We start from the raw sequence: 19055 nt of genomic DNA on the forward strand, positions 1-19055 counted from the left end.
GATCACGGAAATGACGCCAGCTTGCCCATTTTATGACGAAAGGGCAATGCTCAGCTTTGGCGCAATAGTGCCAACAGCGCCGCGCCGTCCAGCCGCGCGCTGAGATCGCCGCCGTCCAGCAGGCTGTCGGCCAGCTCGCGCTTGCTGGCATGCAGCGCCACGATTTTTTCTTCTATGGTGTGCTGGGCCACTAGCCGGTACACCGTGACCGGCCGCTGCTGGCCCATGCGGTAGGCGCGGTCGCTGGCTTGATCCTCCACCGCCGGGTTCCACCACGGATCGAGGTGGATCACGTAGTCGGCGGCGGTCAGGTTGAGACCGGTGCCGCCTGCTTTCAGGCTGATCAGGAATACGTCGCCGTCGCCGGCCTGGAACGCGTCCATGCGCGCCTTGCGTTGCGCGCCGGGCACCGCGCCGTCCAGGTATTGGTAGCGGATGCCCTGTTCGTCCAGCCACCGGCGGACGATGGCGAGGTGGTCGACGAATTGGCTGAACACCAGCGCCTTATGGCCGTTGTCCAGTAGTTCCAGCATCAGTTCGCGGAACAGCGCCTGCTTGGCGGAGGGCAAGGCGCTGTCCGGCTGGGTCAGCGTCGGGTGGCAGCAGAAGCGGCGCAGCCGGGTCAGTTCGGCCAGCACCTGCATCGCGCCGCCCTCGGCTTCGCCCGGCTGGCCCAGCTTGTCCAGCGCCTGCTGGCGCATCGCCTCGTAGACCTCCATTTCCGCCTCGCTCAGCGGGATGGCGCGGGTGATGTCGGTGCGCGGCGGCAGCTCGGTCAGCACCTGTTGCTTGGTGCGGCGCAGCAGATAGGGGCGGATCAGCGCTTTCAGCGCTTCGCGGGCGTCCTCGTCGCCGTCGGCGATGGGTTGGGCGAAGCGCTGCTGAAATTTGTCCTCGTTGCCCAGCAGGCCGGGCGCGACGAAGCGGAACAGGCTCCACAATTCGCCCAGATGGTTTTCCACCGGGGTGCCGCTGGCGGCCAGGCGGAAATCGGCGTAGAGCGCGTGGGCGGCCTGCGCCCGCTGGCTGGCGGCGTTTTTGATCGCCTGCGCCTCGTCCAGCACCACGCTGGCCCAGCGCACGTCGGCGAAGGCGTCGGCGTCGCGCTGCAGCAGACCGTAGCTGGCGACCACCAGATCGCCGGGGCCGGCGGCGTCCAGCCGTCTGTGTTGTTGGTAGGGGAGCAGCCGCAGCCCGGGCGCGAAGCGGGCGGCTTCGGCCAGCCAGTTCAGCGCCACTGAAGTGGGCGCCACCACCAACTGCGGGCCGAGCGCGGCGCGGCTGAGCAGGAGCGCCAGCGTCTGCACCGTCTTGCCCAGGCCCATATCGTCGGCGAGGCAGGCGCCGGCGCCCCAGTGGGCCAGCCGCGCCAGCCAGTTGTAGCCCTGCAGCTGGTAAGGCCGCAGCGTGGCGCGCAAGTCGGCCGGCACTTCGGGTTGGAAGTTTTGCAGCGATTGCAGCCGCCGCCATTGTTCATTCCAGCCCGCGTCGCCGTCGAAGGCGCCGGCCTCGGCCGCCAGTTCGCCCAGCCGGGGCGCGGCCAGCGGGCTCAGGCGCAGGCCGCCGGGCCCGGCGTGGTCGGCTAGCAGCGTCAGTTGCCGCAGGCGGGCGGCCAGGGAGTCGGACAGCGCCAGCCAGTCGCCGTCGGATAGGCGCAGGTAGCGGCCGGATTGGCCGGCCAGCGCCTCCAGCAGGTGGCGCAGCGCCAGAATGTTGCCATCGTCCAGCCCCAGTTCGCCGTCCACTTCCAGCCAGCCGCCCTTGCGTTTGGCGCTTAGTTTCAGTTGCGGCAGGCCGACGCCGGCGCGGATGCGCTGGCGCTGGCCGGACGGCCATTCGCATTGCAGGGTGTCGGCGTCCAGCGTCTGCAATTCGGCCAACAGGTCCAGCGCCGTCTGCTGGCCGTCCACCACCCATTCGTCGCCGTCGCGGCGGGCGGCGGCCAGGGTTGGGCAGGCGGCGTGAACCCTGCGCTGGCGGGCGCGTTCGGCGGGAAGGTCGCGCTTGAGCTGCTGCGCTACGCCGTCCACGCTCACCACCAGGCCGGGCGCGCCGCGGCCGGGCGCGTACAGTGCGCTGGCCGGGTGCGGGCGCACTTTCAGCTGCAGCCGCAGGCTGGCGTCGTCCAGCCGCAGCAGCGCGCGCAGCGTGGCGTCGGCCGGCTGGCTGGGCAGGCTGTCGTCGAAGCTGGCGCTGACGTCGTGCAAGGGCAAGTCCGGCGCGATGTCGCGGATGGCGTCCAGTACTTTCTTGCGGGCGTGCCAGGGCAGGCTCAGACTGTGGCCGAGCAGGGCGGCAATCTGGCGCACTTCCTCGTCCAGCCGGTAGACCGCGAGCCGGTCCGGCGTGAGCTTGCGCCACAGCACGCCGGCACAGGCGGCGATGCCGGGCGGGCTCAGCCGCAGCGTGATCTGCTCGCCCTGGCGCTCCAGTTCCAGCGCCACTTGGCCGGCTTCCATCCGCAGCGGCTGTTCCGGCGCGTCGGCCCAGTACAGCGCCGGGTGGCCGACCAGCAGCGGCAGCGCGGCGAGTGCGTCCAGCGCCGCATGGCCGTCGGCGGCGATGTCGGCCTGCAAGGCGGCCAGCGCGCGCAGGATCAGCCGGTCCTGGCCGCTGAGCCAGTCCAGGTCGTCTTGCTCCGCCAGCAGTCGGGCCAGCGGCAAGCGCCGGCCGCGGCCATAGCCGTCGGGGCCTCGTGTTTGCGCGCAGGGCTGCAGCTCGACGCCGGAGGCTTCGACGCGCAGCCGCCAGGCCAGGCGGGTGGGGGAGAGGGGCATGCGGGAAGGCGCCGCCGCGCGGAACGCGGCGGCTTTCAGGTTTAAACGCGGCTCAGCGCGCGGCCGGCGGCGGCAATGGTTTGCTCGATGATCTCTTCGCTGTGGGCGCTGGAGACGAAGCCGGCCTCGTAGGCGGACGGCGCCAAGTAGACGCCTTCGTCCAGCATCGCGTGGAAGAAGCGCTTGAAGCGTTCGATGTCGCAACGGGTGGCTTCGGCGTAGGACTTGGGCGCTTGCTCGCTGAAGTAGAAGCCGAACATGCCGCCCACGCTGTCGCTGCTCATGGTCACGCCGGCCGCGCGCGCGGCGTCGGCCAGACCTTGGGCCAGGCGCGCGGTGCGGCGGCCCAGCGTTTCATGGAAGCCCGGCTGCTGGATCAGCTTGAGGGTGGCCAGGCCGGCGGCCACCGACAGCGGGTTGCCGGACAGGGTGCCGGCCTGGTAGACGTTGCCCAGCGGCGCGATGCAGGCCATGATGTCGGCGCGGCCGCCAAAGGCCGCCAGCGGCATGCCGCCGCCCACCACCTTGCCCAGCGTGGTCAGATCCGGCTTGACGCCGTGCAGGCCCTGGGCGCAGTTCAGCGCCACGCGGAAGCCGGTCATCACTTCGTCGTAGATCAGCACCGCGCCGTGTTGTTCGGTCAGACTGCGCAGCGCCTGGACGAACTCGGCCGACGGCTGGATCAAATTCATATTGCCGGCGATCGGTTCCAGGATCACGCAGGCGATCTGGCCGCCGATTTCGCGGAAGGTCTTCTCCAGTTGTTCGACGTCGTTGTACTGCAGCACCAGGGTGTGCTTGGTGCAATCGGCCGGCACCCCGCCGGAGGATGGGTTGCCGAAGGTGAGCAGGCCGGAGCCGGCCTTCACCAACAGGCTGTCGGAGTGGCCGTGGTAGCAGCCTTCGAACTTGACGATCAGGTCGCGCCCGGTGAAGCCGCGCGCCAGGCGGATCGCCGACATGGTGGCCTCGGTGCCGGAGGACACCAGGCGAACTTGCTCGACCGAGGGCAGCAGCTTGCGGATTTCCTCGGCGATCAGCACCTCGCCCTCGGTGGGCGCGCCGAAGGAGAGGCCGCCGACGGCCGCTTCCTGCACCGCGCGCACCACGTCCGGGTGGGCGTGGCCGACGATGGCAGGACCCCAGGAGCCGACGTAGTCCAAATACTGTTTGTCGTCGGCGTCCCAGAAATAGGCGCCTTCGGCGCGCTTGACGAAGCGCGGCGTGCCGCCGACCTGGCCGAAGGCCCGCACCGGCGAGTTGACGCCGCCGGGGATGGATTTCTTGCCACGTTCAAACAGCTCCAGATTGCGGGACATGTGCGTTTCCTTGTGGGCGGCCGCGGCCGCGGATGTAGGTTCGGATTGGGGCGGGCGCGGGGCCCGTGCTTAGCCGCCATTTTAACCGAGGCCGACGGCGGGAGGGTGTGGATAAGTCAAACCTCGGCCTGAGTGCTGTGGATAAGATTGGGGGAGGCTACCAGCGGCTATAGGGGGTCTTGGACAGATAGGCGTTGGTGTAGCGGCCGTCCTCGGTGACTTCCTCGCCTATCCAAGCGGGCTTGTCGAAGGGAGTGCTCTCATCCGGCAGCTCTATTTCCGCCAGCACCAGTCCGGCGTTGTCGCCGAAGAACTCGTCCACTTCCCAGATGAAGCCGCCGTGTTCGATGCGGTGGCGCAGCTTGTCCACCACCATCGGACACATCGCCCCCATGATGGTTTGCGCGTCGGCCAGCGGTACCGGGTATTCGAATTCGTGGCGGCTGACGTTGCTGATATTGCTTTTCAGCGTCAGCCAAGCCTGATCGCCGACCACGCGCACGCGCACGGTGCGCTCTTTTTCCACCGATAGATAACCCTGGCGGTATTGCACGCCGGGGGCCAGGCCGCGCCAGTCGTCGCCGACGACGATGAAGCGGCGTTCGATTTCCACTGCCATTTTATGCGTACTCCTAGGAGCCGGTTCAACGCCGTATCGCCAAAGCGCGGCAGACATTGAACCGGTTCTAATGGGCGATCTGTTCGCCTTTGGGTTTACTGCAGGCTTCCGCCCGAGGCGAGATCTGCAGATACAGCGACAAGCTGCTGCGCTGTTGTTCGACGCCGCTGGCTTGCCCGTAAGGCGAGCTGCGCTGTGGCCAGCTTCCCACCAATTCCGGCTGCGTCCCGATCAGGGTCTGGGCGCTGACCACGCGCTTGCCCTCCTGATCGCTCCAGCTGACGCTGGCGTTCAGCAGCGGCTTGTGCTGGGCGCGCACCGCGGCGACGGTGCCGCCGATGCTGAGCAGGGCGTCACCCACCTCGCGCTGCCCGGAGAAGGCGCCCTTGGCGTCCACGCACATCGGCAGCCGCAGCAGCTCCGCGCCGTCGCGGCGCAGCGTGGCCACCACTTCCGGCGGCAGCGCCGGTTTGGGCGGCAGCGGGGTGGCGGCCCAAGCGGGCAGGCAGCCCAGCCACAATGCAATCCATTTGCGCATGCGATCCCTCTCCTCAGAATGGTTTGACCACCACCAGAATCACTACCGCCAGCAATACCAGCACCGGCAGTTCGTTGAACACGCGGAACCAGGTATGGCTGCGGCGGTTGGTTTTGGCGGCGAAGTCGCGGTAGAGCTTGCCGCACCAGCCGTGATAGCCGACCAGCAGCAAGACCAAGGTCAGCTTGGCGTGCAGCCAGCCGCCGCCTATGCCGAAGCCCAGCCACAGGCCAAGGCCGGTGGCCAGCGCCAGCGCGCCCAGCGGGGTCATGAAGCGATAGAGCTTGCGCGCCATCAGCAGCAGACGCTGGTATTCGGCATCCTGCTCCGCCAGTGCCAGATTGACATAGAGGCGCGGCAGGTAAAACAGCCCGGCGAACCAGGACACCACGAAGAAAATGTGGAAGGCTTTCAGGTAAAGGTAGCTCACGGTGTTTTTGTCGCTGAAGTGGGGGCTTTCGCGGACCGATGGACGGCGCGGAGCCGGGCTTGGCCGGGCGCGTTCACGCCGAGGCCTCGTAGCGTTGTCTGACGGCCTTGGGCAGCTTGGCCAGCACCAGCCGACGCGCATCGGCGATGCCCGCGTGCAACTGTTCCAGGCTCAGCGCTTCCAGCGAGGACACTTCTATCCAGCGCGCCCGCGCCAGATACGGCGCCGGCCGCACGCCGGGCAGGCCGCTGAGGACCAGAAAATCGTCGGCGGCCACTTTGTACATCACGTTATCCTCGTGGAACAGGGCGAACATCTTGCGTTCCAGGCTGAGCACGCGCCGGGTTTCCCACTTGATGTCGAACTCGGCGCCCGGCAAGGCGCGGGCCTGGGCCAGCAGGGCGTCCACATCCTCTTTGCGCAAGGCCATGTTCAGGTTTTTTTAGCCGCCTGATACAGCGGCATCACTTGCGGAATGCGCTGTTGCAGGTCGCGGATGCGGGTGGGGCCGGACGGGTGGGTGGACAGGAATTCGGCGCCGCCGCTATTGCCCGCCGCCATCATCTTGTTCCAGACATTCACCGCGGCGTTGGGGTCGTAGCCGGCGCGCGCCATCAATTCCAGGCCCATGATGTCGGCTTCGGACTCCATGGTGCGGCTGTTGGGTTTTGACAGCGCCACGTCGGCGGCCATCGCGGCCATGTCCATCTGGTTCTGCTTGAGCCCGGCCACCGCGCCCACCAGGGACAGGCCCACTTGCTGCGCGTAGGCCTGGCTCATGCTCTCGCGCGAGTGCTCGCGCAGCGCGTGCGAGATTTCGTGGCCGATGACGGCGGCCAGTTCGGCATCGCTCAGCTTGAGCTTGGTGATCAGACCGGAGTAGACCATGATCTTGCCGCCTGCCATCGCGTAGGCGTTGGGTTCGTCATTGCGCATCACATTGACTTCCCAGCGCCATTTGGCGGCGTCGGGGCGGAATACCGGCGCTTGGGCGATCAGGCGCTGGGAGATCTTGCGCACCCGCGCCGTCATCGCCGCGTCGGTGTTGAGCTGGCCGGCGGCGCGAGCCTTGCCCAACTGCTGGGCGTAGGACTTGGCCGACATCTGCTCCACTTCCTGGCTGGACAGCAGCATGGTTTGGCCGCGGCTGACGCCGACGGCGCCGCCCTGGGTGGTGTTGACCTGGGCACAGCCGGCGAGGGCGGCAGCGGCCAGCAGGCCGGTCAGGGTTTTACTCCAGAAACTTTTCATTGCGGTATGGCCTCTTGAGCGCCCGGCTCCGTTTGACTGGCGAGCTGCGGCGCGGCGGGATATCGCGGCGGGCACGGGTTGAGCCGGCTCAGATTTCCACCATTTCGAAATCGTCCTTGCGCGCGTCGCAATCGGGGCAAGTCCAGTTGGGCGGAATGTCTTCCCACTTGGTGCCCGGCGGGATACCATCCTCCGGACGGCCGGCTTCCTCGTCGTAGATAAAGCCGCAGATCAGACACATCCAAGTACGCATCGCATCACCTTGTGATCGAGTAAAACAGTTATTCTAAGAGTGGTCCGCGAGACTGACAATGCGCCCGCCGGCCGCTCCGACCCTATACAGAACTAAGAGGTTTCAGTCTTGACCACTCAGCCCACTCCTCCCGTGGTCCTTACCCTGGCGGGCTCGGACCCTTCCGGCGGCGCCGGCATCCAGGCCGACATTCTGACGCTAGCCAGCCTGGGATGCCATCCTTTGTCGGTGATCACCGCGATTACGGTGCAGGATACCGTCGGCATCAATGACTTTATGGTGTTGGACGCGGACTGGGTCAATGACCAAGCGCGTTTTCTGATGGAAGACATCCCGGTCACCGCTTTCAAGATAGGCATGCTGGGCAGTGTGGAGAACGTGGCGGTAGTGGCGCAGCTGATTGCCGACTACCCTGACATCCCGGTGGTATTGGACCCGGTGCTGGCCAGCGGCGGCGGCCACGAGTTAGCCGACGAGGACTTGATCGCGGCGATGCGCGACATGTTGATTCCGCAGGTGTCCATCCTGACGCCCAACAGCATTGAAGCGCGGCGCATCGCCAGCAACGACGCCGACGAGGACGAGGACCTGACCTTGGAGCAGTGCGCGCAGCGCATCCTGGCGCTGGGTTGCCCGCATCTGCTGATCACCGGCACTCACGAAAACACCAAGGAAGTGGTCAACCAGCTGTACGGCCCCGGCGGCCTGGTGCGTTCCGATTCCTGGGAACGATTGCCGGGCAGTTACCATGGCTCCGGTTGCACGCTGGCCTCGGCCATTGCGGGCATGCTGGCCACCGGCCTGTTGTTGCCGGAAGCGGTGAGAGAAGCGCAGGAGTACACCTATCAAGCCTTGCTGAACGGCTTCCGGCCCGGCATGGGGCAGTTCTTGCCGGACCGCATGTTCTGGGCGCGCGGCGACGACGAGGATGACGATGCCGGCCAGGCTTAAGGGACTGTACGCGATCACGCCGGACACCGAGGACAGCGCGCGGCTGTTGAGCCTGGCGCAGGCGGCTGCGCCGCACATCGATATTCTGCAATACCGCAACAAGAGTCCTAACGCGGCTTTGCGTCTGGAGCAGGCGCGGGCGCTGGCCGAGCTGTGTCGGCGCCACGGCGTGGTTTTCATCGTCAACGACGATGTGGAGCTGGCGGCGAGCGTTGGCGCGGATGGCGTGCACCTGGGACGAGACGATGCCGCCTTGAGCGCGGCGCGGCGGCGGTTGGGCGCAGGCGCGTTGATAGGCGCGTCTTGCTACGACAGCCTGGAGCGGGCGCGGCGGGCGGTGGCGGCCGGCGCCAGTTACGTCGCCTTCGGCGCGGTGTTTCCGTCCGGCACCAAGCCGGACGCGACGCGCGCGGGGCTGCGGCTGTTTGCCGAGGCGCGAGGCTTGGGCGCGCCCTTGGTGGCGATAGGAGGCATTGATGCGGGCAACGCCGGACAGGTGCTGGCGGCCGGCGCGGACGCGATCGCGGTGATAGGCGGCGTGTTCGGCGCGGCGGATCCGGCTGGAGCCGCCTTGGAACTGGCGGAAATGTGCCGCCGGAGCGGACGCTGAAAGCAAAACCGCCGCGCATGGCGCGGCGGTTTGATAATGCTCTGGTTCTGGTTTGGAGCCTGTTCGCGATTTTAGATTTGGCTGGGTCGCGAACTGCCGTCAATCAAAGCCTTGCTGACCTCGCCGGGCTTGATGATGCCGTGCTCCACGCTGTAAGCCAACAGCTCAAGCAAGTAGTCGTGCCGGAAAATCAAGGAACCTTCCCATTCGCTGCCTTGCGCGCCTTGGATGGCGGGCAGGGTGATGATCACGCGTTCGCCTTCTATCGTGTCCAGCGCGAAGGCTTCCACGTTTCTGGCGATTCCCGATAACGATCTTGCAGAATGCTTGCCATAATTCAAGGCGCGTATGCTCATTGCTGACTCCTGTCGCATCATGGTTTCTCTTTGGCCCGCGTTGATCCTGAAATGGCCGCCGCGACAGCTCCCTGGCGTCGCGTTGCCGGCGCGGCCGTTTGAGGCGGCGCGCATGGCGGAAGTCGCGGTTTGTGTTGCGCAGGGGGCCTGGCGGCGTTTCAAGTATTTTTTTGTCGAGCGGCCCGCATCTTGATAATGCGCCGCAGCGTCGCGCTGGAGTGCGCGGGCTGACGGGATGCGTCTGCCGCTCAGGTGTGCCGCGTGATTGGAGCGGCGATGCCGGTATTGGGATGGCAGTCCGGTTGCGCGGCTTACCGCTCCAGGCTCAGAGCATAGCGTTTTTATGCTTATGGGGTAACTCCAGAAAAATGGAGAATGCCCTGTTGGCGATCACAATTGCTTGGAGCCGATCAGCCGGCTGAAAAGCGATGTCGGCATTTTTCGGTGCATGCCGGCGGCAATCAGCGCGTCGCATAATTCAGCGCGCCGCTGAGTGGGCAAGCCCAGTTTTTCGCAAATATAGTTCTTGCTCTTGATAATAGAATCCGCCACACGGGTTTTAGGCTTGGGGCGATATTTGTTCATGAAGTCGGCTATTTGCTTGAAGTCCCAGTTCAGCAACATCAGGAAGCAGACTTCCTGTTCGTACTCCGTCAATTCCACATCAAGCAGTTTCAATTCGCCTTGCACTTGCTCTATGCTGCAGCCGGCGCCGAATTCCAAAATGTAATTGGGCATCAGATTAATGAAGTTGGCGATTTCAATTTCATGAGCGTAGTAGATGGTGCCCAGGATGGAGCGCGTCGCCTCGTGCTTGAGCAGGTGCTTGGAGAACACCCGCGCCTTGAGGCCGTCCCCGTATTCATGCACGTTGAGAATGGAGACTTTGCGTGTAGGGTCGCAGGTCCTCATCAGAGCCAAGTCTTCCTGTACATAGCAATCGGCGAACTGGGCAGTGCCTTCGCAGGGCATTTCCTTATCCAGACGGTCCACTACATCGTCTCCACGTTTAAGCGCAACGATCCTGGCGTAGGCGTCGCTGGATGCCAGATGGCGGGAGTTGACGTCTTTTGCGCCGACGATCATGTCGGTTTGGCAGGAGATCTGGGAAACGGATTGGCGGAACTGAGCCACGAATTCGCTTTGTTCTTCGGAGAAGTGTTCAGGGGATACGAGCTGATAGTCCATAGTGTGCGCCTGGTGCGGAGGTTTGTAATGTGAGGGTGCGCCGCGCTAGCCTCGCTGCCGCGTTGGCTGCGCCTAATGAGCTGTTTACGATCTGCTGTGAGCCGCTAGAGACCGTGTGCGATGCGTGCCGTCTTCGAAATGCGGGTGCACTACCTGTGCATGCTGCTTTCTCAGAGCTTGTTCAAAGTCTGCTGCGCTTCGGCGATACGGCGTTAAAAACGGGCTCAAAATGCTCATGTACCCCTCGTACACTCCGCTTTTTCGCTCATTTTCGCCTTGTCTCGCCCTTGCTCGCGAGACTTTGAATGCGCTCTCAGCCGTTTTCGCCTTGTCTCGCTCTTGTTCTCTAAGCTTTGAACAGGCTCTAAGTTGGGCACTTATAGATTTTTTGTTTCGATAGTGTCAATCCGAATGGCCGTTTGGCCTTGATTAACTGTACTAAAGGATTAAAGTGCGCGGAGACCGAGAGAAATGCGGGCAGATTTGAAATAATTGATCGCGTTTAACCGTTCTTTTGTCCGAATTTACAGTTTGTTAGGAATGTCATGAAGGTGATTGATTGGAAGTTGGAGCTTGAAAACGGCGTTTACGACAAGAGCGTGGGCATCAAGATTTTGAAATTGGCCGGCGATGCCGGCTTCAGCACTTATTTAACCGAAATCGCTCCCGGCGTGGCGATCAACGGACATTATCATCGCCATGGCGACGAGCATTACCATATCGTCAGCGGCCGCGGGGAGATGAGGCTGGTGGATGTGGCTACCGGAGCGGCGCGGACCCAGGCCGTTGCGGAGCAGAGTTCCTTCGTGGTGCCGGCCAATACCCAGCATCAACTGAGCAATACCGGCGTCGCGCCGCTGGTGTTGATGTTCAGCTGTCCGGCCAGCCACCTAGCGGACGATCGACATTTTCTGTAGCGGGCGGCGCATCAAAGCGGAACAGCTCGGCAGGGGTGTCGTGGGTGATGCGTCGGCGGCGCTCCATGTCGGGAAGCCATTGTTCCAGTAGTTCCAATGTACGGGCGTAGCGGATGGAGCCGAACTGGGTATGAGGCCAATCGCTGCCCCACAGCAAGCGCCCCGGTCCCAGCGCGCTGTCCAGCAGCGGTAGCGCGGCGCGTGCGATGTCCTCGCCGCGGCCGGCTAGGCCGTTGCGATAGGCCGCGGAGATTTTGACCCAGATGCGGCCGCTGGCCGCGCCGGCGTCCAGCATGCGCCGGAAGCCGGGATCGTCCACCCCCAGTGCAGGATGCGGCCTGCCGAAGTGGTCGATGACCACCTTGACCCCGGCGTCCAGCAGCGGCGGCAGCAAGAGAGGCCAATCCTGCGCCGCGCGGTGCACCTCCACTTGCCAGTCCAGGCTGGCGGCATGCGCCAGACAGCGGCGCCACGCCGGTGAGTTCAGGTCCGGCAGCGGGCGGCCGATCAGATTGAGCCGCAGGCCGACGACGCCGGCGTCGTCCATGGCGCGCATGGCCGGCAGCGGGCAGTCCGGCGCTATCACCGCGATGCCGCGCAGCCGGCCCTCGCTCTCGCGTAGGCCCTGCAACAGATAACGGTTGTCGTTGCCCAGAAAGCTGGGTTGCACCAGCACGCCGCCGGCTATGCCAAATTGGTCCAGTTGCGCCAGATAGGCCTGCAAGGGCGCGTCCCGGTACGGCTTGTAGCGCAGCGGGGCGGCGCCGATCTGCCGGCGCAGGAAGATATGGGCGTGCCCGTCTATCATCGGCGCCGGGTTCAGCCGCAGGCCTGACAGGCGGCGTCGCGCGCCGCGCTCAGGTCCAGCGCCGCGTCGATGTCGGCTGCGTTCAGCACTTTATGCCGGATGCTGTGGGACAAGAGGGCGAGCAGGTAATCGCGCCGGAAAATCGGCGAGCCCTCCCATTCACTGCCGGCCGTGCCCAGGATGATGGGCGAGGTGATGATGACTCGCTCTCCCTGGATGGTGTCCAGGGCGAACTCGTCATCGGTGATCTGGTTGGCGATTTCGTCTAATGCCATGGTGACCTCACAATTTCGATGAAATGGCGCGTTTGCCGTTCAGGCCGGAGCGCGGGCGTTGCGGGGTTCCGGCCCGCGCGGGTCCGGCTGCGCATCATTCAGCGGCTTGCCCTTGGTCTCCGGCAGGCAGAACACGGCCAGCGCAACGATGGAATAGGCAATCGCGGCGCTGACGCCGATGGAGGCGCCCAAGGTCCAGCCGTCGCTCAGGTAACCCACCAGCAAGGGAAAACCGGCGGAGAGGATGCGGCCGAAGTTGTAGCAGAAGCCCACGCCGGCGCCGCGCATGCCAGTGGGGTAGATTTCATTGAACAGCGCGCCCAGGCTGGAGGGAATGCCGGCGGCGAAGAAACCCAGCGGGAAGCCCAGAAACAGCATCAGCGGATTGCTCAGCGGCGCAAACACATAGATCAGCACCGTGGCCACGCAGCAGACTGAGAACAGCAGCAGGTTGAGGCGGCGGCCGATGCGGTCCAGCAGGTAGGCGCTGGCCATGCAGCCGCACCAAAAGGCGACGATGATTACCGCCAGATAGCCGCTGGTGCCGAGAATGGACAAATGGCGCTCGGTCTTGAGGAACATCGGCAACCAGGTCATCAGCGCGGCGTAACCACCGTGCGCGCCGACGCCGATCAAGGCTCCGATCAGAGTCATGCGCAGCACGCCTGGCTTGAAAATATCCAGCAGGGGCACCGTGGGCGCAGCCTTGCGTTCGCTGCGCGGCGGCTCCGGGATATGGCGGCGGATATAGATGATGAAGAAGGCAGGCAGGATGCCGATGCCGAACATCACGCGCCAGGCGATCTCAGCCGGGAACAGCAGGAAGATCACCGAGTAAAGCAGCACCGAAGCGCCCCAGCCCACCGCCCAGGCGCTTTGCACCGAGGCCATCGCCTTGCCGCGGTGCTCCGGCCGAATGATCTCCGCCATCAAGACCGCGCCGGCGGCCCACTCGCCGCCGAAGCCGAAGCCCTGCAGCGCCTTGAACACCAGCAATTGTTCGTAGCTTTGAGCGAAGCCGGACAGCAAGGTAAACAGCGAGAACCAGATAATGGTGATTTGCAGCGCCAACACTCTGCCGATGCGGTCCGATACCGCGCCCATGATCCAGCCGCCCAGCGCCGACGCCACCAGAGTCACGCTGCCTATCATCCCGGCTTCAGCCTTGCTCAGACTGAAGGCGGCGATCAGCGCCGGAATGGCCAAGCTGAACATTTGCACGTCCAGCGCGTCCAGCGCCCAGCCTCCGAAACAACCCCAGAAGGTTTTGCGTTCGCCCGGCGAGACCTGCTTATACCAATGCAACATGATGCTGCCCTTTATGGTTCTTGCTTATTGTCGATGCGCCGCCTTGCGCCGCTGCCATGGCGCGGGCGGCGCGGAATCAGCGGATGTCCGCCTGGTAACGGAACTTGTCGGCGCGGCCGCGCACGCTGCGCCATTCCAGCGGGCTGCCGTCGTAAGCCTTGGCCAGGCGTTCCAGCACGATGGCCGGAGTGCCAGGCGCGAGTTGCAGCAGTTCGGCGTGCGGCGGGGCGATGGCTTCCGCGGTCAGGGTTTCGCGCGCGGAGGCCACCACCTGGTGACAGCAATCCTCATACAGCGGATACAGCAGGTCGCCGAAGCTGGGCAAAGGAATCGCCAGCAGAGCCTGGAATCGCGTCGCCGGCAGCCAGATCGATTCGGCCAGCAGCGGCTCGCGGTCCAGGTAGCGCAAGCGGGTCAGATGGATGGCCTGCCCGCCTGGAGAAAGTTGCAGGCTGTCGGCAATGGCCGGCGGCGGCGTCAGTTGCTCGCGGTGCAGGATCTTTGCTTCAGGGATGCGGTAATTGCCCGCCGCGTCGTGAAAGCGGAAAAAGCGCAGCAGCGAGGATTGGAAGTTGGCCGGTTTGATAAAGGTGCCTTTGCCCTGACGGCGTTCCACCATCTCGTCGGCCACCAATTGGTCCACCGCTTTGCGGATGGTGCCGATGGACGTGTGGAAGCGTCCCACCAGCTCCGCTTCGGTGGGGATGGCCTCACCGGGTTTCCACACCCGGTTGGCGATGTCGCGGGCCAAAGCGTCACGCACTTGCTGGTACAGGGGCAGGCGAAGATCCGCCTGACGCATGTCTGTCATATGGTCATATATATGAATTAATTTGATGGCCGCAACGATGACAAATTAATGAACGCCAAACAAGAGCTAAAACGTTTTATCAGGTCAAATCTGTACTAAAGGACGGTGTTTCTGCGTGAAGACGCGGGGGCGGGACGGGAAGACGGCGGGCAGGCCCGGCGATGCCGGGCTTGAGAATCTGTTCAAAGCCTCGTGAGCAAGAGAGAGGCAGGGCGAAAACGGCTGAGAAAGCGGAATGTCCGGGGGTACATGAGCATTTCGAAGATGCCATGTACCGTGCCACGCCTCACGACGCGCAGCAGACTTTGAACGGGTTCTGAGTGGCTGGCCGCGCGCCGGCGGCCATGCCTTTATGGCATGGCTGGGCCGGGCGAGGGAGGGCGGGCGGGCGGTCAGATGCTGGCGGCGAGGCGCGAGCCTTGATCAATCGCCCGTTTGGCATCCAGTTCTGCCGCCACGTCGGCACCGCCTATCAGATGCACGCTCTTGCCGGCGGCCTGCAACGGCGCCTGCAGCTCGCGCAGCGGGTCCTGGCCGGCGCAGATGATCACATTGTCCACCGGCAGCAGTTGGGCTTCGCCTTTGACCGTGATGTGTAGGCCGGCGTCGTCTATTTTGTCGTAGCTGACGCCGGACAGCATGCGCACCCGTTTCATCTGCAGGCTGGCGCGGTGAATCCAGCCGGTGGTCTTGCCCAGCCCTTCGCCCACCTTGCTGGTTTTGCGCTGCAACAGGTACACCTCGCGCGGGCTGGGGTGCGGCTGCGGTCCTTGAGGGCTGAGGCCGCCCGGATGCTCCACCTCCATGTCCACGCCCCATTCGCGCATGAAGGCGGCGGTGTCCAGCGAGCTGGACTTGCCCTCGTGGGTCAGGAATTCCGCGGTATCGAAGCCGATGCCGCCGGCGCCGATGATGGCGACACGCTTGCCCACCGGCTTGCCGTGCTTGAGCACGTCCAGATAGTTGAGCACTTTGGGGTGGTCCACGCCGGGAATCTCGGGCGTGCGCGGGGCGATGCCGGTGGCCAGCACCACCTCGTCGAAACCGGCGAGATCCTCCGCCGCCACGCGGGTGTTCAGCCGCTGTTCCACCCCGGTCTGCTCCAGCTTGCGCTTGAAGTAACGCAGGGTTTCGTAGAATTCCTCCTTGCCGGGGATGCGCTTGGCCACATTGAACTGGCCGCCGATTTCCGCCGCGGCGTCAAACAGCGTTACCTGATGGCCGCGTTCCGCCGCGACGGTGGCGAAGGCCAGGCCGGCCGGACCGGCGCCAACGACCGCCAGTTTTTTGGCCTGAGCGGTTTTCTCGTAGTTCAGCTCGGTTTCGCGGCAGGCGCGCGGATTGACCAGGCAGCTGGTCAGCTTGCCCTGGAATATGTGGTCCAGACAGGCCTGGTTGCAGCCGATACAGGTGTTGATTTCATCGCCGCGGCCGGCTGCGGCCTTGTTGACGAAGTCCGGGTCCGCCAGGAATGGACGCGCCATCGACACCATGTCGGCGCAGCCCTCAGCCAGGATTTTTTCGGCCACTTCCGGCGTGTTGATGCGGTTGGTGGTGATCAGCGGAATCTTCACCTTGCCCATCAGCTTCTTGGTGACCCAGGCGAAGCCGCCGCGCGGCACCATGGTGGCGATGGTGGGCACCCGCGCCTCATGCCAGCCGATGCCGGTGTTGATCAGCGTGGCGCCGGCCTTTTCGATCTCCCCGGCCAACTGCGCCACCTCGTCCCAGGAGCTGCCGTCCTGCACCAGGTCCAGCATGGACAGCCGGTAGATGATGATGAAGTCGCTGCCCACCGCGGCGCGCACCGCTTTGACGGTTTCGATGGCGAAGCGGATGCGGTTTTCAAAGCTGCCGCCCCAGTCGTCGCTGCGCTTATTGGTGGCGCGGGCGATGAATTGGTTGATCAGATAGCCTTCCGAGCCCATCACTTCGACGCCGTCGTAGCCGGCCTGTTGCGCCAGCTGCGCGCAACGGGCGAAATCGGCGATGGTTTGCCAGATGTCGGCATCGGACAACTCGCGCGGCTTGTAGAAGTTGATCGGCGCGATCAGCGGAGAAGCGGATACGCATTTTTCCTGGAAGCTGTAGCGGCCGGAGTGCAGGATCTGCAGCGCGATCTTGCCGCCGGCGGCGTGCACGGCGTCGGTCACCAGCTTGTGGTGCGGGACCTCGGCCTCGTCGGCCAGCATCGAGGCGCCCTCGGCGACACAGCCTTCAGGATTTGGGCCGACGCCGCCGGTCACGATCAAGCCCACGCCGCCGCGGGCGCGCTCCGCGTAAAAGGCCGCCATCTTCTCAAAACCTTGCGGGGCTTCTTCCAGGCCGGTGTGCATCGAGCCCATCAGCACGCGGTTTTTCAGCGTGGTGAAGCCCAGGTCCAGCGGAGCCAGCAGGTGCGGGTATGCCGTCATGTTTTCGTCCTCGTGTGGATTTCTCGCGCAGATCATTGTGGCCGCGGCCGCCGTCCGGCGCCAGCGCGGCGGGCAAGTGTTTGATTGCTTGGACTTGCCAGTGTTGGCGTTGAAGATACTTACTAGTAAGTAAGGTGTCAATCGGCCTTGGGGGCATAGTGGGCGCGGAGCGCGACGGACATGCAAAAAGCCACCGCGGAGGGTGGCTTTTGTCTTCAGGCCAGCAGGGCTTAGAAGTTGTATTTCAGCGAATAGATGATGGCGTTTTCATTGCCGGCCACGCCCAGCTTGTTGACGGCGTAGCGGTACTGCAGACCGGCGGTCATGGATTTGACCGGGGTCCACCACAGGCCGATGGCGCCGTTCTGGCCGGTGCGGCGCTCGCTCACGCCGTTCGGGGTGGCCAGGGTGGTGTATTCCTTGGCGCGGTCGAATTCGGTTTCATGCCATTGGGTCACCGAGAACGGCTGGCCGAAGGCGGTGAAGTCGAAACCGGCGACATAACCGGCCATATAGCCGTTCATATTGGCACCGACACCATATTTCAGTTCCTGATGGAAGCCCAGGAAAGGCTTGAACCAGACTTTGCCGAAGCTCAGGTCGGTGCCCAAGCCCACTACGCGGTTTTGGTCAAAGAAATTGTGGCCACGGGTGTCGTATACGTGGGTGTACAGCTTGACCGGCACGCCGCCGACTTCCGCCAAATTGAAACGCGCAACTACCTTGGTGGTGTAGCGACGATCGCCAGCCGGCATTTCCTTGTCGTTACGGTTCCAGTTTTCCAGATCGAAGAAGCCGTAAACATCGCCCCAGGAACGGCCGATGCCGCCTTCGGCTTCCAGGTACTGGAAGTTGCGCTTAGCGCCGAACGGGCCGGCTTGCGTGCGATCCAGAGTGCTCGGCGACCAGTTCAGCTGGTTGAAGCTGACATTGCCGAAGGAGTAATCACCGGCTTGCGCCACGGTACAGCCGCCCACCAGAGCCAGGGCCAGCAGCAGATTGCGAGTTTTCATTGTTTCACCAGAATATTGTGCGTGTAGCGTGTAGTGCGCGCGGACAGACCTGTCGGCGCGGGCGCAGACTAGCTCAGAAATATTCGTTTGCAAAGTATTTACAATGCGCTTGTCGCATTTTTGTCATTTTATGTAAATGCGATGTATTTTTAGCTATAGATATTTTGTGTGAAACATTAAATGTTGTGGAACTACAGTTTTTTGCTACAAAAGTGCGTGTCCGGCCAGCCGTAGCGCCGTAAATCCACCTTGCCGGCCGCGCTCAATTCCACTCCGTCCTCCTCCAGCAACAAGCGCTGCCAGTCGGCCTGCTCGCTGCCGGGCCGCGAGATGCGCCCGCCGGAACCCAGCACCCTAAACCAGGGTACGCTGACGCCGTCCGGCAGGTGGCTGAGCAAGCGGCCGACATGGCGCGAATGGCGAGGATAGCCGGCCTGTTCCGCCAAGGCGCCGTAGGTGGTGACCCGGCCCGGCGGCAGCGCCAGCAACAGCGCGATCACCCTGCGATCAAAGTCGGGCGGCATCGAGATTCAGCGGTAGCGAGGGTTGCCGACATAGGGGTTGCTGCGCTTTTCCTCGCCGATGGTGGTCAAGGGACCGTGGCCAGGCACCACGGTGGTGTCGTCCGGCAACAGGAACAGCTTTTGCTGAATGGCATCGATCAACTGTTGGTGATTGCCCATTGGAAAGTCGGTGCGGCCGATCGAACCTTGGAACAGCACGTCGCCGGCGATCAGCAGCCTCGCGCCGGCGCTGTGGAACACCACGTGGCCCGGCGTGTGGCCGGGGCAGTGGATCACGTTCAGCGTTTCCTCGCCCACGCTGACGGTGTCGCCTTCCTCCAGCCAGCGATCCGGCGTCAGCGCCTCGCTGCGCGGAAAGCCGAACATATGGCCTTGCTGCGGCAATTGGTCCAGCCAGAAGCTTTCCGCGCGTTGCGGGCCTTCTATCTTTACGCCCAGTTGCTCCGCCAGCCGCGCGGCTCCGCCGGCGTGGTCGATGTGGCCGTGGGTCAGCAGCAGTTTTTCCACCGTCAGGTTTTGGCGGGAGATCCAGTCGGCGATGCGCTCGATATCGCCGCCGGCGTCCACCACGGCGGCGCGACCGCTGGCGTCGCACCACAGGATGGAACAGTTCTGGGCAAACGGCGTGACTGGAATCACGTGGAAGTGCAGGGACATGGCGCGCTCGGTTCAATGGGGATGCCTGGATTGTGG

Annotated in this window: 21 protein-coding genes; 3 read left to right on the forward strand and 18 right to left on the reverse strand. The window is 64.2% G+C overall.

What is annotated here, in order from left to right; all coding sequences use genetic code 11:
• Nucleotides 1–50: 50 nt before the first annotated feature.
• From ACUXV1_RS13430 to ACUXV1_RS13465, 8 genes are all read right to left on the reverse strand, one after another.
• Complete coding sequence (locus ACUXV1_RS13430; protein ID WP_446015614.1) at nt 51–2777, reverse strand: DEAD/DEAH box helicase; 2727 nt, start codon at nt 2775–2777, stop codon at nt 51–53.
• 41 nt (nt 2778–2818) lie between these two features.
• Nucleotides 2819–4096 carry a glutamate-1-semialdehyde 2,1-aminomutase gene (hemL, locus tag ACUXV1_RS13435; protein ID WP_081555917.1) on the reverse strand — a complete coding sequence of 426 codons (1278 nt, stop codon included), beginning with the start codon at nt 4094–4096 and terminating at the stop codon, nt 2819–2821.
• Nucleotides 4097–4253: 157 nt separating this feature from the next.
• Entirely contained in the window at nt 4254–4715 is a 462-nt protein-coding gene (locus ACUXV1_RS13440) for a CYTH domain-containing protein (protein ID WP_019103557.1), read from the reverse strand.
• 67 nt (nt 4716–4782) lie between these two features.
• Nucleotides 4783–5253, reverse strand: coding sequence for a hypothetical protein (locus tag ACUXV1_RS13445; RefSeq protein WP_446015615.1), 471 nt, complete (start codon nt 5251–5253; stop codon nt 4783–4785).
• Between the two features lie 13 nt (nt 5254–5266).
• On the reverse strand, nt 5267–5683 hold the full coding sequence (locus tag ACUXV1_RS13450; RefSeq protein WP_043639393.1) for a CopD family protein: 417 nt from the start codon (nt 5681–5683) through the stop codon (nt 5267–5269).
• Between the two features lie 73 nt (nt 5684–5756).
• Nucleotides 5757–6113: an MmcQ/YjbR family DNA-binding protein gene (locus ACUXV1_RS13455; RefSeq protein WP_043639396.1), complete on the reverse strand. Its 357-nt coding sequence runs from the start codon at nt 6111–6113 to the stop codon at nt 5757–5759.
• Between the two features lie 2 nt (nt 6114–6115).
• Nucleotides 6116–6934 carry a M48 family metallopeptidase gene (locus ACUXV1_RS13460; protein ID WP_445989769.1) on the reverse strand — a complete coding sequence of 273 codons (819 nt, stop codon included), beginning with the start codon at nt 6932–6934 and terminating at the stop codon, nt 6116–6118.
• Nucleotides 6935–7022: 88 nt separating this feature from the next.
• Complete coding sequence (locus tag ACUXV1_RS13465; protein WP_039756174.1) at nt 7023–7187, reverse strand: rubredoxin; 165 nt, start codon at nt 7185–7187, stop codon at nt 7023–7025.
• 108 nt (nt 7188–7295) lie between these two features.
• Here ACUXV1_RS13465 and thiD point away from each other — a divergent pair, with 108 nt between their 5' ends.
• Together thiD and thiE are read left to right on the forward strand one after the other, a co-directional pair.
• The gene (gene thiD, locus ACUXV1_RS13470; protein WP_043639402.1) at nt 7296–8138 is read left to right on the forward strand and encodes a bifunctional hydroxymethylpyrimidine kinase/phosphomethylpyrimidine kinase; all 843 of its coding nucleotides are present in this window, start codon (nt 7296–7298) and stop codon (nt 8136–8138) included.
• Nucleotides 8122–8748: a thiamine phosphate synthase gene (thiE, locus tag ACUXV1_RS13475; RefSeq protein ID WP_446015616.1), complete on the forward strand. Its 627-nt coding sequence runs from the start codon at nt 8122–8124 to the stop codon at nt 8746–8748. The genes thiD and thiE overlap by 17 nt, the downstream gene beginning before the upstream one ends.
• Nucleotides 8749–8819: 71 nt before the next feature.
• Here the strand turns inward: thiE and ACUXV1_RS13480 are convergent, their stop codons facing one another.
• Complete coding sequence (locus ACUXV1_RS13480) at nt 8820–9104, reverse strand: hypothetical protein (RefSeq protein WP_143330286.1); 285 nt, start codon at nt 9102–9104, stop codon at nt 8820–8822.
• Between the two features lie 390 nt (nt 9105–9494).
• On the reverse strand, nt 9495–10292 hold the full coding sequence (locus tag ACUXV1_RS13485; RefSeq protein WP_081555911.1) for a hypothetical protein: 798 nt from the start codon (nt 10290–10292) through the stop codon (nt 9495–9497).
• Nucleotides 10293–10837: 545 nt separating this feature from the next.
• Between ACUXV1_RS13485 and ACUXV1_RS13490 the strand changes: the two genes are divergently transcribed.
• On the forward strand, nt 10838–11209 hold the full coding sequence (locus ACUXV1_RS13490) for a cupin domain-containing protein (RefSeq protein ID WP_043639416.1): 372 nt from the start codon (nt 10838–10840) through the stop codon (nt 11207–11209).
• On the opposite strand, the gene ACUXV1_RS13495 is transcribed toward ACUXV1_RS13490, so the two are convergent.
• From ACUXV1_RS13495 to ACUXV1_RS13530, 8 genes are all read right to left on the reverse strand, one after another.
• Nucleotides 11163–12017, reverse strand: a complete 855-nt coding sequence (locus ACUXV1_RS13495; protein WP_081555910.1) for an amidohydrolase family protein — start codon at nt 12015–12017, stop codon at nt 11163–11165. The genes ACUXV1_RS13490 and ACUXV1_RS13495 overlap by 47 nt on opposite strands.
• Nucleotides 12018–12028: 11 nt before the next feature.
• A complete protein-coding gene (locus tag ACUXV1_RS13500) occupies nt 12029–12292 on the reverse strand; it encodes a hypothetical protein (protein ID WP_081555909.1) in 264 nt (87 codons plus the stop codon).
• 39 nt (nt 12293–12331) lie between these two features.
• Nucleotides 12332–13600 (reverse strand): MFS transporter, encoded by a 1269-nt coding sequence (locus tag ACUXV1_RS13505; RefSeq protein WP_114153164.1) that lies wholly within the window; start codon nt 13598–13600, stop codon nt 12332–12334.
• Nucleotides 13601–13676: 76 nt separating this feature from the next.
• Nucleotides 13677–14411: a GntR family transcriptional regulator gene (locus ACUXV1_RS13510; RefSeq protein WP_196783821.1), complete on the reverse strand. Its 735-nt coding sequence runs from the start codon at nt 14409–14411 to the stop codon at nt 13677–13679.
• Between the two features lie 392 nt (nt 14412–14803).
• Complete coding sequence (locus ACUXV1_RS13515) at nt 14804–16825, reverse strand: NADPH-dependent 2,4-dienoyl-CoA reductase (RefSeq protein WP_194427391.1); 2022 nt, start codon at nt 16823–16825, stop codon at nt 14804–14806.
• A 230-nt stretch (nt 16826–17055) separates the two neighbouring features.
• Nucleotides 17056–17838 carry an outer membrane protein OmpK gene (locus ACUXV1_RS13520; protein WP_052370659.1) on the reverse strand — a complete coding sequence of 261 codons (783 nt, stop codon included), beginning with the start codon at nt 17836–17838 and terminating at the stop codon, nt 17056–17058.
• 191 nt (nt 17839–18029) lie between these two features.
• A complete protein-coding gene (locus ACUXV1_RS13525; protein WP_043639430.1) occupies nt 18030–18362 on the reverse strand; it encodes an MGMT family protein in 333 nt (110 codons plus the stop codon).
• 6 nt (nt 18363–18368) lie between these two features.
• Complete coding sequence (locus ACUXV1_RS13530) at nt 18369–19019, reverse strand: MBL fold metallo-hydrolase (RefSeq protein ID WP_446015617.1); 651 nt, start codon at nt 19017–19019, stop codon at nt 18369–18371.
• Nucleotides 19020–19055 lie beyond the last annotated feature (36 nt).

The sequence above is a fragment of the Chromobacterium sp. W521 genome (genome assembly GCF_052805975.1).

What these genes read in the sequence shown, in the direction of transcription:
- ACUXV1_RS13495 (WP_081555910.1), bottom strand. Translation starts at nt 12,017, where the DNA reads ATGATAGACGGGCACGCCCATATCTTCCTGCGCCGGCAGATCGGCGCC.
- ACUXV1_RS13525 (WP_043639430.1), bottom strand. Translation starts at nt 18,362, where the DNA reads ATGCCGCCCGACTTTGATCGCAGGGTGATCGCGCTGTTGCTGGCGCTG.
- ACUXV1_RS13480 (WP_143330286.1), bottom strand. Translation starts at nt 9,104, where the DNA reads ATGAGCATACGCGCCTTGAATTATGGCAAGCATTCTGCAAGATCGTTA.
- ACUXV1_RS13440 (WP_019103557.1), bottom strand. Translation starts at nt 4,715, where the DNA reads ATGGCAGTGGAAATCGAACGCCGCTTCATCGTCGTCGGCGACGACTGG.
- hemL (WP_081555917.1), bottom strand. Translation starts at nt 4,096, where the DNA reads ATGTCCCGCAATCTGGAGCTGTTTGAACGTGGCAAGAAATCCATCCCC.
- ACUXV1_RS13515 (WP_194427391.1), bottom strand. Translation starts at nt 16,825, where the DNA reads ATGACGGCATACCCGCACCTGCTGGCTCCGCTGGACCTGGGCTTCACC.
- ACUXV1_RS13520 (WP_052370659.1), bottom strand. Translation starts at nt 17,838, where the DNA reads ATGAAAACTCGCAATCTGCTGCTGGCCCTGGCTCTGGTGGGCGGCTGT.
- ACUXV1_RS13455 (WP_043639396.1), bottom strand. Translation starts at nt 6,113, where the DNA reads ATGGCCTTGCGCAAAGAGGATGTGGACGCCCTGCTGGCCCAGGCCCGC.
- ACUXV1_RS13430 (WP_446015614.1), bottom strand. Translation starts at nt 2,777, where the DNA reads ATGCCCCTCTCCCCCACCCGCCTGGCCTGGCGGCTGCGCGTCGAAGCC.
- ACUXV1_RS13500 (WP_081555909.1), bottom strand. Translation starts at nt 12,292, where the DNA reads ATGGCATTAGACGAAATCGCCAACCAGATCACCGATGACGAGTTCGCC.
- ACUXV1_RS13460 (WP_445989769.1), bottom strand. Translation starts at nt 6,934, where the DNA reads ATGAAAAGTTTCTGGAGTAAAACCCTGACCGGCCTGCTGGCCGCTGCC.
- ACUXV1_RS13530 (WP_446015617.1), bottom strand. Translation starts at nt 19,019, where the DNA reads ATGTCCCTGCACTTCCACGTGATTCCAGTCACGCCGTTTGCCCAGAAC.
- ACUXV1_RS13485 (WP_081555911.1), bottom strand. Translation starts at nt 10,292, where the DNA reads ATGGACTATCAGCTCGTATCCCCTGAACACTTCTCCGAAGAACAAAGC.
- ACUXV1_RS13465 (WP_039756174.1), bottom strand. Translation starts at nt 7,187, where the DNA reads ATGCGTACTTGGATGTGTCTGATCTGCGGCTTTATCTACGACGAGGAA.
- ACUXV1_RS13505 (WP_114153164.1), bottom strand. Translation starts at nt 13,600, where the DNA reads ATGTTGCATTGGTATAAGCAGGTCTCGCCGGGCGAACGCAAAACCTTC.
- ACUXV1_RS13490 (WP_043639416.1), top strand. Translation starts at nt 10,838, where the DNA reads ATGAAGGTGATTGATTGGAAGTTGGAGCTTGAAAACGGCGTTTACGAC.
- ACUXV1_RS13445 (WP_446015615.1), bottom strand. Translation starts at nt 5,253, where the DNA reads ATGCGCAAATGGATTGCATTGTGGCTGGGCTGCCTGCCCGCTTGGGCC.
- ACUXV1_RS13510 (WP_196783821.1), bottom strand. Translation starts at nt 14,411, where the DNA reads ATGACAGACATGCGTCAGGCGGATCTTCGCCTGCCCCTGTACCAGCAA.
- thiE (WP_446015616.1), top strand. Translation starts at nt 8,122, where the DNA reads ATGCCGGCCAGGCTTAAGGGACTGTACGCGATCACGCCGGACACCGAG.